The organism is Halorubrum sp. PV6 (assembly GCF_003990725.2).
Lineage (GTDB): Archaea > Halobacteriota > Halobacteria > Halobacteriales > Haloferacaceae > Halorubrum.
This window is the reverse complement of the sequence record NZ_CP030064.1, coordinates 663413-680400: the sequence shown is the minus strand read 5'-3', so window position 1 is coordinate 680400 and position 16988 is coordinate 663413. Positions and strand designations below refer to the sequence as shown.

Here is a 16988-nt window from a genome sequence, read left to right as displayed (position 1 = left end):
CGCTGTCGGCCTACTCGAAGTCGGCACGCGCAAAAGGAGGAGCCGACCGTGAATCCGGACGCCGCGGTCCATCGTTCGAGGTCGCCCTCGTCGAGATCCTCGGGGTCCTCGTCGCGTTACTCGCCGTCTCCGTCCCGACGCACGTCCATGCCCAGCGTCTCCATCGTCTCGAAGAAGTCGGGGAACGAGACGTCGACGTGTTCGCCGCCGCGGATCGTCGTCGTGCCGTCGGCGACCAAGGCGGCCACCGCGAGCGACATCACGATCCGGTGGTCCGCGCGCCCGTCGACGCTCGCTCCCTGAAGTTCGCTTTCAGCGCCGTGAATCGTCAGCGTGTCCGGCTCCTCGGTCGTCTCGGCGCCCAGCGTCGCCAGCTCCTCGGCCATCGCCGAGACGCGGTCCGTCTCCTTGTACCGGACGTGTTCGCAGTTCGTAATCGTGGTGTCGCCGTCGGCGACCGCGCCGAGGGCCGCGATGGTCGGGAGCAGGTCCGGCGTGTCTCCCACGTCGACCTCGACGCCGGACAACTCGGAGCGACGGACGGTGATGACGCCCGCCTCGCGGTCCCACTCGATATCCGCGCCCATGCGCTCCGCGATGTCGACGATGGCGGAGTCGCCCTGCGCGCTCGGCACGGCGCCGTCGATTCGAACCGGCTCGCCGGGCTCGGCGGCGACCGCGCCGGCGGCGACGAGATAGGAGATCGAAGAGAAGTCGCCGGGGACGGTGTACTCCCCGTCTGCCGGCGCGTACGACTGGCCGCCCTCGACCACGAATCCGGCCGCGCCGGCCGCGCCGTCGAGCGCGTCGCCGTCGCCGTCGACCGGCGTGGCCTCGACGCCGAAGTCGGCGAGCAGTTCGAGCGTGATGTCGACGTACGGGGCCGATTTGAGCGGCGTCGTCAGGTCGATCTCGACGCCCGACTCGGTGACAGCGCCGGCCATCAGCAGCGCGGTGACGTACTGCGAGGAGACGTCGCCGGGGATCGAGACCTCGCCGCCCGCGAGCGGCCCGCCCACGACGAGGGGGGCCTGCCCGTTCCCGCGAGTGGACTCCGCGCGCACGCCGAGGTCGTCTAAGGCTTCCAGAAGCGGTCCCTGGGGGCGCGAGCGGAGCGACCCGTCCCCGGTCAACACGGTCGTCCCGTCCGCGAGCGCCGCGGCGGCGGTGACGAGCCGCATCGTCGTCCCGGAGTTCGCGCAGTCGATCACGTCGTCGGGGACGGCGGGGCGGCCGCCGAAGCCGTCGACTGTGAGTTCCGCGGCGTCGTCGAGACTCGCTCCAGACGCCGGGTCGACCGCGCCGCCGAAGGCGCGCACGGCGCGAGCGGTCGCCTTCGTGTCGGCCGAGACGAGGGGTGAGCGCACGGTCGCGCCGTTGCTGTACCCCGCGGCCAGCAGCGCGCGGTGCGTGTAGCTCTTCGAGGGCGGCGCGCGGGCGGTGCCGCGCACGGTCGAGGTGGTGACGTGAACGTCCATACCCCCACTGCCGGCCCCGACGACAAGTGGGTACCGGCCGCGGCACGATTCTGCGGGACGCCGCTCTCGCCCGGCCGGCCTACGGCGCGGGCCGGCGGCCGCCGTGAGCCGCCGGCGCACCCTTTATACCATCGGGAGCGTTACCGACGCGTATGCCCCAGTGTGAGATGTGTGGCGCCGAGCAGGCCTCGCTGACGACGACGAAGGTCGAAGGCGCCGAGCTGGAGCTGTGTAGCTCGTGTACGGACTTCGGCACCGAGGTCCGCGACGAGTCCACCGGCTCCGGTGGCAGCAAGTACTCCACGAGTTCGAGCACCGGGAAGTCCTCGGGGTCGTCCTCCTCGTCCGGCTCCAGCGGCTCGTCCGGGTCCGGCGGCTCGACCCGTCGCCGCGACATGTTCGACGACATGGACGAGATCGCCACGGACTACGACGACCGGATCCGCACGGCCCGCGAGTCGCGCGGACTCAGCCAGGAGGAGCTGGCCAACCAGCTCAACGAGAAGGCGAGTCTCATCCGGAAGCTCGAACGCGGCGACACCCTCCCGACCGACGATATCCAGCGGAAGTTAGAGAGCGAACTCGACATCACGCTCGTCGAAGGCGAGTCGGTCGACGACGCGGATTGGGACAGCGGCGACGCCGGGACGATGACCCTCGGCGACGTCGTGAAACGAAAGGACTGATCGGTCGGCGCCGCTCGGAAATCCGCCGTTTCTCGCCGGTCGTCGTCGGTTACTCCCGCACCCGGGCCACGACGAGCAGCGCCGCGATCGTCCCGAACGCGACGAGAGAGACGTTCGGAATCGAGAGCCCGAACACGGGGCTCCGCCAGAGCACGGTCACGCACGAGCCCCCGAGCGTGCACGCCGTCATCGTCGCCTGCAGGTAGGAGTGGTAGGCGGCGAGCCCCAGTCCGAGACCGACGAGCGGCAGCGCGGTCCGGGAGACCGCCGCTCGCCGCTCGAACGTCGCGACGCTGAGCACCACGACGAGCGGATACATGAAGATACGCTGGTACCAACACAGATCGCAGGGCGTGAGCCCGAGCCCGAGGCTGAACCAGAGGCTCCCCGCGGTCGCGACCGCCGCGACGAGCGTGGCGGCCGAGAGGCACAGCGTCGTCGCCGAGGGCCTGGCCGTCACACCGTGGCGCCGCCGTCGTCCGTCGGCTCCGACTCGCCGTACTGTTCTCGCAGGTACTCGATGATCGAGTCGACCGTCTCGGGGTCGTAGCTCCAGAACCCGTAGAACTCGCCGGGCGCGCGCTCCTCCGCGAGCAGGGCGCACTTCGCTTGGTCGTAGCCGCCGCCGTCGTAGGCGACGAACCACGTTTCCCGTATCTCGGCCGTCTCGCCCACGTGAACGGTGTAGTGTTCCACGCTGGGCGCGGCGCCTTCCGCGGCGGCGTAGGCGTGAACGTCCAACTCCTCTTTCCCGCCGAGCAGGTCGTAGGTGTCTGTCTCGCCGGTCAACACGTCGAGCGTCTGGAACCCGGCGTGGAGTTCGCCGTTGCCGACGCGCCACGCGCGGTCCTCGATCTCGCGGGAGGCGGCGACCATGTCGTCGCGGGAGTACGAGGTGAACATCGTCTCGTCGAGGTGGTCCAAGACGGGCTCCCCGACGCGGCCGTCGCTCGATCCGCCGCCTTCCGACGCGGTCGACCCCCCCTTTCCGCCGTCCGATCGGGGCAGCAGGTCGCCGACGGGGACGGCGGTGACGAACCCGCCGTCCCGCGCCAACACCGCGAACTCCTCGGGCCCGGAGGCGGTCTGCTCGTCGACGATCCGGATGTTCCGGTCGGCGAAGTACGCCCGGAGTTCGTCGGTGACAGACGGCTCGGCGTTGAACACGGTCAACGTGGCCTCGTGAGCTTCCACGCCCGCGATGAGCTCGATGAGGGACATTCCTTGTCGAACCCACAGCAGCGGGGTATAAGGTCGTTTCTGCTCCCGGAGTCCGGCGGATCGGGGAGGGGGACCGAGGAGGATCGGCCACTGGGCGGCGGGGAGCGGCCACGTGACGCCGACCGTCTGGCCCGCCGAGGCGCGGTGAAGGCGTTGCTCGGGAGGGTGTAAGCGTGGCCGAGGCGTCGCTCGGGAGGATGCAAGCGTGGCCGAGGCGTTGCTCGGGAGGATACAAGCGTGACCGAGGCGTCGCCCAAGCGTCGCCGAAGCATCAACCTATTTGCGCCCCCGTCCCTCACGTCGGGTATGTTCATCCTGGTGAATCTCAAGGCGTACCCGTGCGATCCGATCGAAGTCGCGACCGCCGCTCGCGACGTCGCAGAGGCGTCCGGCGCGCGGATCGCGGTCTCGCCGCAGGCGGCCGACATCGCTCGCGTCGCCGAGACGGGCGTCGAGACGTGGGCCCAACACGTCTCGCCGAACGCGCACGGCTCGCACACGGGCTCGACCCTGGCCGAGGCCGTCGCCGACAACGGCGCCGAGGGGACCCTGATAAACCACTCCGAGAACCGGCTGAAGCTCGCCGACATCGACGGCTCGGTCCACGCGGCCGAGCGCGCCGACATCTCCACCGTCGTCTGCGCGAACAACCCCGCACAGATCGGCGCCGCCGCCGCGCTCGGTCCGGACGCGGTCGCGGTCGAGCCCCCGGAACTCATCGGCGGCGACGTCTCCGTGGCGACGGCCGATCCCGGCATCGTCGAGGACGCGGTCGCGGCCGCCGAGGCCGTCGACCCCGACGTCGACGTGTTCTGCGGCGCCGGCGTCTCGACGGGCGAGGACGTGGCCGCCGCCGGCGACCTCGGCGCTGCGGGCGTCCTGCTCGCGTCCGGCGTGGCGAAAGCCGACGACCCGGCGGCCGTGCTCGAAGACCTCGTAAGCGGGATCTGAGCGCCGACGAGATCGCATCCGAGTTGGCATTTTTCTACGACGAGTACCTGTCCGGGCGTCAGCGACGGCCACACGGCCGCGGCCGTCTCCCGAGTGACGCCCCCGTCGAACCGGAAGCGGGGTGCTGCGATTGCGGATCGGTATAAATACACCGATGTTATGCGTTCACACGATCGCGGAAATCGCACGACTGCGCCGGGATCGGTGCGCGCCGGAGATCGCGCCGTCTAGTAACCTTTAACCGACACAAGCCGCTACCTGTGGGCAAGATGGCGAGCAACAAGATCCTCGGTATCGACCTCGGTACCACCAACTCCGCGTTCGCGGTGATGGAGGGCGACGAGCCCGAGATCATCGCCAACGCAGAGGGCGATCGAACCACTCCCTCGGTCGTCGCCTTCGCCGACGACGACGAGCGACTCGTCGGCAAGCCGGCCAAGAACCAGGCCGTGCAGAACCCCGACCGCACGATCCAGTCGATCAAGCGGCACATGGGCGAAGACGGCTACACGGTCGATATCGGCGACGAGGAGTACACGCCCGAGCAGGTCTCGGCGATGATCCTCCAGAAGATCAAACGCGACGCCGAAGAGTACCTCGGTGACGACATCGAGAAGGCGGTCATCACCGTCCCCGCGTACTTCAACGACAAGCAGCGGCAGGCGACGAAAGACGCCGGCGAGATCGCCGGCTTCGAGGTCGACCGCATCGTCAACGAGCCGACCGCCGCGTCGATGGCGTACGGCCTCGACGACGACGCCGACCAGACCGTGCTCGTGTACGACCTCGGTGGCGGCACCTTCGACGTGTCCGTCCTCGACCTGGGCGGCGGCGTCTACGAGGTCGTCGCGACCAACGGGGACAACAGCCTCGGCGGCGACGACTGGGACGAGGCGCTCATCGACCACCTCGCCGACGAGTTCCAGAACAACCACGGCATCGACCTCCGTGAGGACCGACAGGCGCTCCAGCGGCTGAAAGACGCCGCCGAGGAGGCGAAGATCGAGCTGTCGAACAAAAAGGAGACCACGGTCAACCTCCCCTTCATCACCGCGACCGACAGCGGTCCGGTCCACCTCGAACAGTCCGTCACGCGCGCGACGTTCGAGAAGCTCACCTCGGACCTGATCGACCGCACCGTCGACCCGACGAAGCAGGCCCTCTCGGACGCCGGCTACTCGGAGTCGGACATCGACGAAGTGATCCTCGTCGGCGGGTCCACCCGGATGCCGCAGGTCCAGGAGAAAGTCGAGGACCTCGTCGGCCAGGAGCCGAAGAAGAACGTCAACCCGGACGAGGCGGTCGCGCTCGGCGCGGCGGTCCAGGGCGGCGTGCTCTCCGGCGACGTCGACGACATCGTCCTGCTCGACGTGACCCCGCTCTCGCTCGGTATCGAGGTGAAGGGCGGCCTCTTCGAGCGACTCATCGAGAAGAACACCACGATCCCGACCGAGGAGTCGAAGGTGTTCACCACGGCCGCGGACAACCAGACCTCCGTTAACGTCCGCGTCTTCCAGGGCGAACGCGAGATCGCGGAGGAGAACGAGCTGCTCGGCGCGTTCCAGCTTTCGGGCATCCCGCCGGCGCCCGCCGGAACCCCGCAGATCGAGGTCTCGTTCAACATCGACGAGAACGGGATCGTCAACGTCGAGGCCGAAGACCAGGGCTCGGGCAACGCCGAGTCGATCACCATCGAGGGCGGCGTCGGCCTCTCCGACGACGAGATCGAGGAGATGCAGGAGGAAGCCGAGAAACACAAAGAGGAGGACGAGGCTCGCCGCGAGCGGATCGAGGCCCGGAACGAGGCCGAGACGACGATCCAGCGCGCCGAGACGCTCTTAGAGGAGAACGAAGAGGAGTTGGACGACGACGACCTCGTCGCCGACATCGAGGCGGCCATCGAAGACGTCGAAGAGGTCCTCGAAGACGAGGACGCCGAGACCGACGAAATCGAGGCCGTCACCGAGTCGCTCACCGAGGAGCTCCAAGAGATCGGCAAGCAGATGTACGAGGGACAGCAGGCCGCGCAGGCCGGACCCGGCGGTGCCGGCGGCGCTGGCCCCGGCGGCATGGGCGGCATGGGCGGCGCGGCCGGTCCCGGCGGTGCCGGCCCCGGTGCGGACGCCGACGACGAGGAGTACGTCGACGCCGACTTCGAAGACGTAGACGACAAAGACGACGCGTAACGCCGCTCGGGTCTCGGACCACCATTTACAACCAACACACCGAACGTAACGCATGAGCGAGAACTTCTACGACGTCCTCGGGGTATCGCGGGACGCCAGCGAGGAGGAGATTAAGCAGGCGTACCGCAAGCAAGCCGCCGAACACCACCCGGACGTCAGCGACGACGACGACGCCGAGGAGCGGTTTAAGAAGATACAGAAGGCCAAGGAGGTGCTCACCGACGAGCAGAAGCGACAGCAATACGACCAGCTGGGTCACGACCGCTTCACCGAGGCCGACAAGCGCGGCGCGACCGGCGGGGGCGGCCCCGGCGGCGCGGGCGGTCCCTTCGGCGGCGCCGGCGGTGCGGGCGGCGCCGGCGGCTTCGAGGACATCTTCAACCAGTTCTTCGGCGGTGGCGGCGGCCGCGGCGGTCGCGGCGGCGGTGGCGGCAACCGCCCCCGGCAGGGACAAGACCTCCGAACCGGGCTCTCAATCGACCTCGAGGAAGCGTTCGAGGGCGCGACCAAGGAGGTCACGCTCACTCGGCCGACCGCCTGCGACACCTGCGACGGCGCGGGACACCCCCCGGACGCCGACGTGGAGACCTGTCCGCAGTGTAACGGACAGGGGCAGGTCCAGCAGGTCCAGCAGACCCCGCTCGGTCGCGTCCAGCAGACCTCGACGTGCCCGCGGTGCGAGGGCGAGGGCGAACTGTACAGCGAGGACTGCGCCGACTGCGGCGGCGACGGCGTCGTCCGCGAGGAGGCGACGCTCTCGGTCGAGATTCCGGCCGGGATCCGGTCCGGACAGAGCCTCCGGATGGAGCGCGAGGGCGCCCCCGGCGAGAACGGCGGCCCCAACGGCGACCTGCTGATCGAAGTCGACGTCGACGTCGGCGACCGGTTCGAGCGCGACGGCGACGACCTCCGCGTCAACGAGGCCGTCTCCTTCCCACAGGCCGTCTTCGGCGACACGATAGACGTCGAGACCGTCGACGGCACCGTGGAGATGGACGTTCCCGGCGGCACGCAGAGCGGGGAGACGTTCCGGCTCAAAGGGAAAGGGATGCCGCGGCTCCGCCGGCGGGGACGCGGCGACCTCTACGTGAAGGTCGGCGTCGTGATTCCGGACTCGCTCAACGACGAACAGCGCGAGGCGCTGGAGGCGTTCGCCGAGGCCGGCGGCGAGGACGTCGACGTCGGCGGCGGCTTCTTCGAGAAGCTCAAAAGTTCCTTTTAAGAACTGACGGGTTCCGAAGCGACCGAGCCGCCCTCTCGGCCCCGCGGGGGCCTGCGGCGTCGACGCCCGCTTACCACCCCCGACCTTTTCTTCGCGCCGGCGTGTGGTACCGGCATGGGCTACGACGCGACCGCCTACGACGACGTGGAACCGCGCGCTCCGGGCATGTACTTCCTCCGCGACGCGCTCGGCTGTGAGGGACTCGGCGTGACCGTCGTCGAGGCCGACGACGGCTGGGAAGGCATGGAACACGACCACGGCGAACAGGGCCACGAGGAGGTGTACGTGCTGCTTCACGGGGAAGCGACGCTCACCGTCGACGGCGACGCCGTCGCACTCGGCCCCGGCGACGCGGTTCGGGTCGATGCCGATTCGACGCGCGACCTCGCCTTTACCGCAGACGGGTCGAAGATGGTCATCGCCGGCGCGCCCTGAGTCCTCCGCGTTTTTAAGTCTCACCCGCTCCGAGAGCCGGGTATGGATGTCGTCGGGGACCTGCTGGCACGCGAGAGACGGAGCCGCGACGCCGCGCTCGTCACGGCCGACGGACGCGAACGGACGTACCGCGACCTGATCACCAACGCGTACAAGGCCGCCAACGTGTTGCGGTACCTCGGCGCGCGCGAGGGGTCGACCGTCGCCGTCGACGCGACGCCGCGGCTCCACACGACGCTCGCCTTTTTAGGGGCCGCGGGGGTGGGCGCGCCCGTCCGCTTCGACCCCGCGGCGGGAATCGAACGGGGCGACCGCGTGGTCCTCGTCGACGTGGCCGACGAGCCGACGACCGAGCCGGCGCCCGGAACCAACCTCGCCGTCTTCGGCGGGCCGCCGGAGCGACCCGAGACGACCCACTGGGAACAGGAGCTGTGGAGCGAGAATCCGGGGATGCCGCCGAGCGGCGTCGGCCCTGCCGACCCGGTCGTGCGCGAGGGCGACGCGCCCGTCACCCACCGTGCCCTCCTCGCGGCGGCCGCCGCGGTCGTCGAGCGACACGGCATCGACGCCGAGACGCGGGTCGTCCTCCGGGGCGACTTCGCGGACGCGCGGGCGCTCGCGGCCGGCGTGGTCGCCCCGCTCTCCGTCGGCGGAACCGCCGTACTGACCGCACGCGCCGACGGCGAGCCTGCCGAGCGTCGCGGCGACGTGGCGGTCGTCGCCGCCGACAGCGAGGCCACGGTTCCGGAACCGGTCCGGGCGACGTTGCCGTCGTTCGCTGGCGACTGACCGCGAGCACGCCGCCGGAGCCGGCGAGCGCGAGACCGGCCCGCGGCGACCGACGCCAAGGAGCCGGGAGGACGGATCCCAAAGCCACTAAGCCGCGCCGATGAACGTACCGACATGACCGAGATACATCCGCACCAGCGCGTCGCGGTGCTCGCCGACTCACAGAACCTGTATCACTCCGCACAGAGTTTTTACTCCCAAAACATCGACTACTCCGGGCTCTTGTCGGCCGCGGTCGACGACCGCTCGCTGGTCCGGGCGATAGCGTACGTGATCCGCGCCGACTCGCCGGAGGAGGAGAGTTTCTTCGAGGCGCTCCGCGACATCGGCTTCGAGACGAAAATAAAGGAGATAAAGACGTTCGCCGACGGCTCGAAGAAGGCCGACTGGGACCTCGGGATGAGCCTCGACGCCGTGTCGCTCGCGAGCCACGTCGACACCGTCGTCCTCTGTACCGGCGACGGCGACTTCGCGCGGCTCTGCTCGCACCTCAGACACGAGGGCGTCCGCGTCGAGGCGATGGGGTTCGGGAACTCCGCGGCCGACGAGCTCATCGAGGCCGCGGACGACTTCGTGGACCTCGCCGAGGACGAGGAGACCTTCCTCTTATAGGTAGTCGGCCGTCCGGTCCGTCAGCGCCCCGCGGCGAGCAGCGCCGAAACCGCACGCGAGACCGTCTCCGCGGCCGCTTCGACCTCCGAGACGCGGACGTACTCCCGCTCGGCGTGGGCGACCGCGCCGGCGTCGTCCGCCAGGTCGCCGGGGCCGAACACGACCGTCGGCGTCGGCGCGAAGTACGAGGCCTCCGTCGCCGCGCCGAAGGGACGCACGCCGGCGCCCCGGTCCGCCGGGAGACCGGCCGACTGGCCGGCGGTCCGGGCCGCCTCCGCGACCGCGCCGACGAGGTCGTGGTCCGGGTCGGTCGAGAACGCCTCGAAGAACGGCGACGCCCGGTCCGTCAGGGCGACGTCGACGCCGACCGCGGCGGGCGTCGACTCGCGGACCGCGGCCGCGAGCGCCGACCGGAACCCCTCGGCCGACTCCGGCGGGACGCTCCGCCGGTCGACGGTGATCGCGCAGCCGGCCGGCACCTGGTTCGTCGCCCCGCCGCCCTCGATGACGGTCGGGGTGAGCTTCGGGGGGCCGAGTTGCGGGTGCTCGTCGGCGCCGTCGTCGAACGCGCGTATCGCGCCGAGCGCGCCCTCGGCGGCCGCAACCGCGTTCGCGCCCGCGAACTCCGCCGCGTGTGCCGCGGTCCCCGACAGTTCGACCGTTCCCTGAAACCGTCCTTTCGCCGCCGTACAGACGTCGAGTCCGGTCGGCTCGCCGACGAGGAAGAGGTCGGCGTCGAGTCGGTCCGCCGTGTCGGGCAGCCGGCCGGTCAGCTCGGCGGCGCCGAGCGACAGCGCCTCCTCGTCCGGCGTGAGCGCCAGCGTGAGCCGACCGACGTCCGGGTCGGCCGCGAGGAAGCCCGCCAGCAGCGCCGCCAGCGGCCCCTTCGCGTCGCAGGCACCCCGGCCGCGGATCACCTCGGTCTCGGCCCCGTCCGCGCCGCGCTCGTCGTCGGTGGCCGCGCCGCGCTCGAAGGGCACGTGCGGGGTCACCGTGTCGAGGTGCGTATTGAAGACGAGATGGGGGCCGTCGGCGGGCGCGGGCGAGCGTTTCTCTGCAAGTAGGCAGCCGCCGGCGACGACCTCGGCGTCGGCCCCGAACCGGTCGAGCGTCTCGACGACGAACTGCCGCATGGCGTCGACCGACTCGTGGGACGGGGTCTGTACCGCCGTTTCGAGGAACGACACCGGGTCGAACGCCGGGTCGCTCATCGCGGGTCGACGGGGAGCGTCCCCTCGTACTCGCGGGCGACGGCGCCCGTCAGGGTCGCGTGCCCGCGGTCGGGCACCGTGATCTCGAGATCGCCGCCCGGCGGGCGACTGACCGCGGACTCGCCGGCGATCAGGCCGAGGCGGCGCGCGACCGCGACGACGGCGACCGCGCCGGTGCCACAAGAGCGCGTCTCGCCCTCGACGCCGCGCTCGAAGGTGCGCTGGTCGATGACGGCGGGCCCGTCGCCGCGCCCGTCGTCGACGACGCTCGCGAGGTTCACGTTGGCGCCGTGGGGGAAGACGTCGGCGTTGCGGACCGGCGGCGCGACCGCGTCGAGGTCGACGGAATCGATGCCGGCGGGGTCGTCGCGGCCGCCCTCGACGAACGCGACGGCGTGCGGGACCCCGGTGTTGACCGCGGTGACCCTCAACCCCGCGACCGACTCGTCTATCAGCGGCTCGTCGCGTGCGAGGGGGACGCGAGCCGGGTCGAACGTCGGCTCGCCCATCTCGATGGTGGCCGCGGTCGCGTCCGCGTTCACCGAGGCGCGCCGGGTGCCGGCCTGCGTGTCGATCATGAACTCGCGGTCGCCGGTCCGGTCGTGGGCCCACCGAGCGACCACGCGCGCGCCGTTGCCGCACATCGTCGCCGTGGAGCCGTCGGGCTGGACGAGCGTCATCACGACGCGAGTCGGGTCGAACCGCTCCTCGATACTTAAAAAGAGGACGCCGTCGGCGCCGCGTCGTCCGGTTCCGCCCGCTCGTTCCGCGTCGTCGAGGAAGTCCGCGCCGTCGACGCCCGTGTCACGATCGCAGTGCGCGCGCGCGAAGGCCGCGCGGTCGCCGACGGCCTCGGCGGCCGCGTCGACGACGAGGAAGTCGTTGCCCGTCCCGTGGTACTTCTCGAACGGGACGGCGTGGGTGCTCACCGGTCCACCCCCGAGCGCGCGGAGCGGTCGGCTCCCGCCTCCCGCTCGACCGTCGTCAGGTCGTCGAGTGTCTCTCGGCGGCGGACGACCGTCGAGGTGTCGCCGTCGAGTGCAATCTCCGCCGGTCGCGGCCGCGAGTTGTATTGGTTCGCCATCTCGTATCCGTACGCGCCCGCGATCCCGACCGCGAGGAGGTCCCCCCGAATCGGGTCGGCGAGCGCTCGGTTCCTACAGAAGACATCTCCGGTCTCACAGATAGGTCCGGCGACGGTGACAGGGGTTGCCGGTCGGTCGTCCGGGGCGGGTGCGTCCGAACCGTCGCCGCCGAGGTTGCGGATCGGGTGGTACGCGTCGTACATCGCCGGGCGCAACAGGTCGGTCATCCCGGCGTCGACGCCGACCACGCGCTCGTCGCCAGCCGGCTTCACCGTGTTGACGCGCGTCAGGAGGACGCCGGCGTCGGCGACGACGTACCGGCCCGGTTCGATCGCGAGGGTCGCGTCCGCCGGGAGCGGGGCGACCGCCTCGCGCGTCGCTTCGGCGACGGCGGGCAGGTCGAGCGGCGAGTCGGCCGGTTCGTAGGGGACGCCGAACCCGCCGCCGACGTCGACGTACTCGATATCGATGGGTGCCGCATCACCGTCGGGCGACGCCAGCTCGCGTGCCAGCTCGCCCATCCGGGCGACCAGTTCGCGGTGGCTGTCCAGTTGGTCCGAGTCGATCCCGGAGCCGGCATGGGCGTGGATCCCGACCACGTCGAACCGCTCGGCCGCAGTTCGCGCCGCCTCTGCGGCCCGGTCGTAGGGGATCCCGAACTTCGCGGCGCCGCCGGTCCGGACCTTCTCGTGGTGGCCCGCGCCGACGCCGGGGTTCACCCGGACACAGACCCGGCCGTCGTACCCGCGCTCGGCCAGTCGGTCGAGGGTGTCGACGGCGCCGACGGTGACGGTGAGGTCGGGTTCGGCCGCGGCGACGCCGACGACGTAGTCGAGGTCGCGAGCGGGCGGGTTGACCGCGGTGTAGTGGAGTCGTTCGCCGTCGAATCCGGCCGCGAGCGCGCGGTCGAGTTCGCCGGCGGAGGCGCACTCGGCGTCGAGGCCGGCGGCCCGGACCGCTTCCAACACGGCGCGGCCGGTGTGTGCCTTCACCGCGTACCGCACGTCCGCGTCCGGGAAGGCGTCGGTCAGGCGCTCGCAGTTCTCCCGGACCCGATCGAGGTCCTGGACGTACAGGGGGGTGTCGTGGTCGGCGGCGAGGCGCCGCAGTCGGTCGGCGTCCCAGTCGGTCACGCGACGGACCGGCTCGGTTACCGGGGCGTCCGCGTCCGCGTCCCGCGCGTCGCGTTCGCTCATTCCCGGAGCGCGTCCTCGCGCTGTGTCGCCTCCAGCGTCTCCTCCTCGACGTGGGTGGCGACGACCGCGGGCTTGTACGCGCCGCCGTCGAACAGCTCGTGGTCCCCGACGGACGACTCGACCATCCGGGTGAACGCGCGGCGCTCGGCGGGCAGGTGGCCGTAGATGACGTCCTCCTCGACGAGATCGTAGACGGGAATTCGCGGGGTGAGGAGCGTGTTCTCGCCGACGATGGAGTGCTCGCCGACCCGGAACCCCGAAGTGACTCGGCAGCCCGCGCCGAGCGAGACGCCGTCTTCGATCACGACCGGCGCGTCCTCGACCGGTTCGAGGACCCCGCCGATCAGCGTGTTGGCGCCGAGTTTGACGTTCTCGCCGAGTTGCGCACAGGAGCCGACCGTGTCACAGGAGTCGACGAGGGTGCCGTCGCCGACGTACGCGCCCATGTTGACGAACGAGGGGCTCATCATGATACAGTCGCTGCCGAGGTACGCCCCGCGACGGATCGCCGTGCCGTCCGGCGTGTTTCGGGTGCCGCGCTCGCCGAGGTCGGCGGTGTCACGCAGGGAGAGCACGTCGTGATAGGTGACGCCGCCGTACTCGCGCGGCTCGGTCTCGCGCAGGCCGAAGTTGAGCAGGATGCCTCGTTTGACCCACTCGTTGGCCTCCCACGAGGTCACGTCGTCGCCGGTCTTCTCGGCGGCGCGGACCTCGCCGGCCTCCAGCGCGGCGAGGAACTCGTCGATCACGGCTGCGTCCGCGTCGGTCGCGTCCGCGGTCGTCAGTCCCTCCTGGTAGCGGTCCCACAGATCGGAGACGTCGGCTTCGAGTGTCATTGGCTAGTGTATCGCAGGGTGTCGGTATTTACTCGTCGATGTCCCGACACGCGTCACGCGTCCGCATCCGCGTCCAGCACGTCGCCGAACCCGTACCAGCCGGGGTCGCGGTCGGCGAGCCAGTCGGCGGCGTCGAGCGCGCCCTCGGCGAACACCCCCCGGTCGCCGGCGCGGTGCGTCAGTTCGACGACCTCGCGGTTCCCCGCGAGGAGGACCTCGTGTTCGCCGGTCACGTCGCCCGCACGCCGCGCGTGGACGCCGATTTCGCCCGCCTCGCGCGGCGCGTCGCCCTCGCGACCGTGAACGCGCTCGTCGAGGTCCTCGCGGACGGACTCCACGTCGTCGAGGATCGACGCCGCGGTGCCCGAGGGGGCGTCCCGCTTGGCGTTGTGGTGCGTCTCGGTCACTTCCACGTCGTAGCCGGGGAGCGCGGCGGCGGCCGTCCGGACCGCGCGTCGGAGCGCCGCGACGCCGCGCGCGAAGTTCGGCGCCTTAAGAACCGGGATCGACTCGCTCGCGGCGGTGAGGGCGTCGCGCTGCGGCTCGGAGAAGCCGGTCGTCCCCGTGACCATCGGCACTCCCGCGTCGGCGCAGGTCTCGGCGTACGAGACCGCCGATTCGGGGCCGGTGAAGTCGACGAGCACGTCCGGCTCCGCGGTCGCGATCAGTTCGTCGAGACGGTCGGCGTCCTCGACGGCGACGCCCGCCACCGGGTCGGTCGGCGTGCGGTTCACCGCGACCGCGACCGCGACCCCCTCGCGGTCGGCGGCCGCCGCGATCACTTCCTGCCCCATCCGGCCGCCGGCGCCCGTGACGGCGAGAGAGAGGGGTTCGCCGCTCATTCGGCGCCCCCGGAGACGCGTTCGGTTTCGGCCGGCTCCGGCGTGCCGTTCTCGTACTCGGCCAGCAGGGCGCGGAGCGACTCGCGGCGCTCCTCGGAGAGTCGGCTGAGCGGCGGGCGCACGTGCGGGCCGCCGCGGTCGCGGAGGTGCATCGCCTCCTTGACCGGAATCGGGTTCGTCTCGGCGAACAGCTCGCGGATCAGCGGCGCCAGCTCGTGGTGGAGCGCGCGGGCGCGGTCGTAATCGCCCGAGAGCGCGGCGCCGACCATCGCACAGGAGCGCTCCGGTTCGACGTTGGCGACGACGCTTATCGTTCCGGTGCCGCCGATAGAGAGGACGGGGAGGGTGAGCCCGTCGTCGCCGGACAGCACGGAGAACTCCTCGTCGCGCGTGCGCTCTATCACCTCGCTGATGAGGTTCAGATCGCCGGAGGCGGCCTTGTACCCCTGAATGTTCGGGTGGCTCGCGAGTTCGACGCTCACGTCGACGGGGATCGACTGGCCCGTCCGACTGGGGACGTTGTAGACGATCTGCGGGAGGTCGACCGCGTCGGCGATGGTCCGGTAGTGGGTCAAAAAACCCTCCGGCTCCGGCATGTTGTAGTACGGGGAGATGAGGAGGAGCCCGTCGGCGCCCGCGTCGGCCGCGCGCTGGGACAGCGAGAGCGCCTCCTCGGTGTTGTTCGAGCCGGTGCCCGCGATGACCGGCACGTCTTCGACGGCGTCGCGGACCGTCTCGATCACGTCGATGTGTTCGTCGTGGGTCATCGTGGCCGACTCGCCGGTTGAGCCGACGGGGACGACCCCGTCGACGCCGGCGCGTTCGAGGTAGCGGGCGTTGGCGGCGAGCTGGTCGTGATCGACCGCGTCGTCGTCGGTAAAGGGGGTCGTCATCGCGGGATAGACGCCCTCGAAGGGCTCGTCTGTGGTCTCTCGATCCGTCTCGTCGGTCGTGTACGGCGTGGTTGTCGTGGTGTCCGTCATGGTGTGGGAGTCGTCGCAGCGAAGGTCGGTCGTCGAGTACGCGCTCGCGCGGTCGGGGGTCGTCCGGGACGGGGATGCCACTCCCGCCTCCGAACAGGTCACGCGCGTTTTTTCGAGAAGAACCGCGTCGCTGCCGGCGTTCGCGAGCAGCGTACTGACGCGGGGCGGGTCACACCAACCAGTGTGACCGACGCGCGCTTATAGATTATGCCTCGGGTCGAAACTGCCGGTCGCCGCGCCCGGCTCGCGCATTTATCCGTATCGAGCGTCTCTGCAGGATCCATGAGCGACAGCACGGACGACGTGGAGGCTGAAACCGACAGCGACCGCGCGCTTGACGACGCCGTCGACGTCGACCGCGAAGTCGACCCCAACCCGGACGCCGACCGCCACGAGTTCCACCCGGACGGCGACCACGCGTTCCCCGACGACCGGCTCAGAGCGGTCCTCGACCGGATCGAGTCGGACCCGGAGATCACGGCGTACCTGGAGGCACAGAACGTCAACCCCGTCGACCGGAAGGGGTACAACGACCACGGCGCGAAACACGTCGAGATCGTCCGCGACCGGGCGCTCCGCCTCTACGATCTCTTAAAAGCCGGCGGCGTCGAGTTCAACGGCGCCCGCCAGCAGGGGCTCGACGAGGCCGACGAGTCGGTCATCATCGCGCTCGCGGCCACCCTCCACGACATCGGCCACGTCGTCCACCGTGACGACCACCCGTACTACTCGATTCCGCTCGCGGCCGACCTCCTCGACGACTTCCTGCCCTCGTTTTACGACGTTCCGGAGCGGGTCCGGATCAAAGCCGAGGTGTTACACGCCATCCTCTGTCACCACACCGAGGAGCGTCCGCTGACGCGCGAGGCGGGCGTCGTCCGGGTCGCCGACGGCCTCGACATGGAGCGCGGGCGCTCGCGGGTCCCCTACGAGGAGGGCGGTCGCGGCATCAACACCGTCTCCTCGCAGTCGATCGAGCGCGTCTCGCTGCGTCAAGGCGAGGAGACGCCGGCGCAGGTCGTGATCCGGATGAACAACGCGGCGGGGGTGTACCAGGTCGACTCCCTGCTCAAAGCGAAGATCGACGGGTCCCTGTTACAAGACCAACTCCGGACGGTCGCGATCAACACCCACCGGGACGGCGACGGGTCGATCGTCGACCGCATCGAGCTGTAATCGAAGCGCGCCGCCCGCCGCCCGTGGGCGTCTCGCGTCTTCGCGGCGCGTCACCGAGCGCGCCGGGCGGCGTGTCGCA

The 16988-nt window shown here is 70.6% G+C and carries 17 protein-coding genes; 8 read left to right on the top strand and 9 right to left on the bottom strand.

Annotated features, from left to right (window positions below):
• Nucleotides 1-116: 116 nt before the first annotated feature.
• Nucleotides 117-1478, bottom strand: coding sequence for a 3-phosphoshikimate 1-carboxyvinyltransferase (gene aroA / locus DOS48_RS17135; protein WP_127116908.1), 1362 nt, complete (start codon nt 1476-1478; stop codon nt 117-119).
• Nucleotides 1479-1630: 152 nt separating this feature from the next.
• Between aroA and DOS48_RS17130 the strand changes: the two genes are divergently transcribed.
• Complete coding sequence (locus tag DOS48_RS17130) at nt 1631-2164, top strand: multiprotein bridging factor aMBF1 (protein ID WP_127116907.1); 534 nt, start codon at nt 1631-1633, stop codon at nt 2162-2164.
• 49 nt (nt 2165-2213) lie between these two features.
• Here DOS48_RS17130 and DOS48_RS17125 read toward each other — a convergent pair whose 3' ends face one another.
• Together DOS48_RS17125 and DOS48_RS17120 are read right to left on the bottom strand one after the other, a co-directional pair.
• Nucleotides 2214-2624 (bottom strand): disulfide bond formation protein B, encoded by a 411-nt coding sequence (locus DOS48_RS17125; RefSeq protein ID WP_127116906.1) that lies wholly within the window; start codon nt 2622-2624, stop codon nt 2214-2216.
• Complete coding sequence (locus tag DOS48_RS17120; RefSeq protein ID WP_127116905.1) at nt 2621-3385, bottom strand: DICT sensory domain-containing protein; 765 nt, start codon at nt 3383-3385, stop codon at nt 2621-2623. The genes DOS48_RS17125 and DOS48_RS17120 overlap by 4 nt, the downstream gene beginning before the upstream one ends.
• Nucleotides 3386-3691: 306 nt before the next feature.
• Between DOS48_RS17120 and tpiA the strand changes: the two genes are divergently transcribed.
• The 6 genes from tpiA to DOS48_RS17090 all read left to right on the top strand — a co-directional run bounded on the left by tpiA (nt 3692) and on the right by DOS48_RS17090 (nt 9580).
• Nucleotides 3692-4336 (top strand): triose-phosphate isomerase, encoded by a 645-nt coding sequence (gene tpiA, locus DOS48_RS17115; protein WP_127116904.1) that lies wholly within the window; start codon nt 3692-3694, stop codon nt 4334-4336.
• Nucleotides 4337-4605: 269 nt separating this feature from the next.
• Nucleotides 4606-6522: a molecular chaperone DnaK gene (dnaK, locus tag DOS48_RS17110; protein WP_210755399.1), complete on the top strand. Its 1917-nt coding sequence runs from the start codon at nt 4606-4608 to the stop codon at nt 6520-6522.
• Nucleotides 6523-6574: 52 nt separating this feature from the next.
• Nucleotides 6575-7744, top strand: a complete 1170-nt coding sequence (dnaJ, locus tag DOS48_RS17105; RefSeq protein ID WP_127116902.1) for a molecular chaperone DnaJ — start codon at nt 6575-6577, stop codon at nt 7742-7744.
• Between the two features lie 114 nt (nt 7745-7858).
• Entirely contained in the window at nt 7859-8179 is a 321-nt protein-coding gene (locus DOS48_RS17100; protein ID WP_127116901.1) for a cupin domain-containing protein, read from the top strand.
• A gap of 42 nt (nt 8180-8221) precedes the next feature.
• Complete coding sequence (locus DOS48_RS17095) at nt 8222-8968, top strand: AMP-binding protein (protein WP_127116900.1); 747 nt, start codon at nt 8222-8224, stop codon at nt 8966-8968.
• 114 nt (nt 8969-9082) lie between these two features.
• Nucleotides 9083-9580 carry an NYN domain-containing protein gene (locus DOS48_RS17090; protein WP_127116899.1) on the top strand — a complete coding sequence of 166 codons (498 nt, stop codon included), beginning with the start codon at nt 9083-9085 and terminating at the stop codon, nt 9578-9580.
• 20 nt (nt 9581-9600) lie between these two features.
• Here the strand turns inward: DOS48_RS17090 and DOS48_RS17085 are convergent, their stop codons facing one another.
• From DOS48_RS17085 to dapA, 6 genes are read right to left on the bottom strand one after another with little or no spacing between them, the layout of a single operon-like run.
• Nucleotides 9601-10791 (bottom strand): M20/M25/M40 family metallo-hydrolase, encoded by a 1191-nt coding sequence (locus DOS48_RS17085; protein WP_127116898.1) that lies wholly within the window; start codon nt 10789-10791, stop codon nt 9601-9603.
• Nucleotides 10788-11720 carry a diaminopimelate epimerase gene (dapF, locus tag DOS48_RS17080; RefSeq protein ID WP_127116897.1) on the bottom strand — a complete coding sequence of 311 codons (933 nt, stop codon included), beginning with the start codon at nt 11718-11720 and terminating at the stop codon, nt 10788-10790. The genes DOS48_RS17085 and dapF overlap by 4 nt, the downstream gene beginning before the upstream one ends.
• The gene (gene lysA / locus DOS48_RS17075) at nt 11717-13072 is read right to left on the bottom strand and encodes a diaminopimelate decarboxylase (RefSeq protein ID WP_127116896.1); all 1356 of its coding nucleotides are present in this window, start codon (nt 13070-13072) and stop codon (nt 11717-11719) included. Before lysA ends, dapF begins: the two co-directional genes overlap by 4 nt.
• Nucleotides 13069-13908, bottom strand: coding sequence for a 2,3,4,5-tetrahydropyridine-2,6-dicarboxylate N-succinyltransferase (locus tag DOS48_RS17070; protein WP_127116895.1), 840 nt, complete (start codon nt 13906-13908; stop codon nt 13069-13071). The genes lysA and DOS48_RS17070 overlap by 4 nt, the downstream gene beginning before the upstream one ends.
• A gap of 53 nt (nt 13909-13961) precedes the next feature.
• Nucleotides 13962-14750, bottom strand: coding sequence for a 4-hydroxy-tetrahydrodipicolinate reductase (gene dapB / locus DOS48_RS17065; protein ID WP_127116894.1), 789 nt, complete (start codon nt 14748-14750; stop codon nt 13962-13964).
• Nucleotides 14747-15733, bottom strand: coding sequence for a 4-hydroxy-tetrahydrodipicolinate synthase (dapA, locus tag DOS48_RS17060; protein WP_127118830.1), 987 nt, complete (start codon nt 15731-15733; stop codon nt 14747-14749). Before dapA ends, dapB begins: the two co-directional genes overlap by 4 nt.
• A 282-nt stretch (nt 15734-16015) precedes the next feature.
• Between dapA and DOS48_RS17055 the strand changes: the two genes are divergently transcribed.
• Complete coding sequence (locus DOS48_RS17055) at nt 16016-16909, top strand: HD domain-containing protein (RefSeq protein WP_244629358.1); 894 nt, start codon at nt 16016-16018, stop codon at nt 16907-16909.
• Nucleotides 16910-16988: the final 79 nt, after the last annotated feature.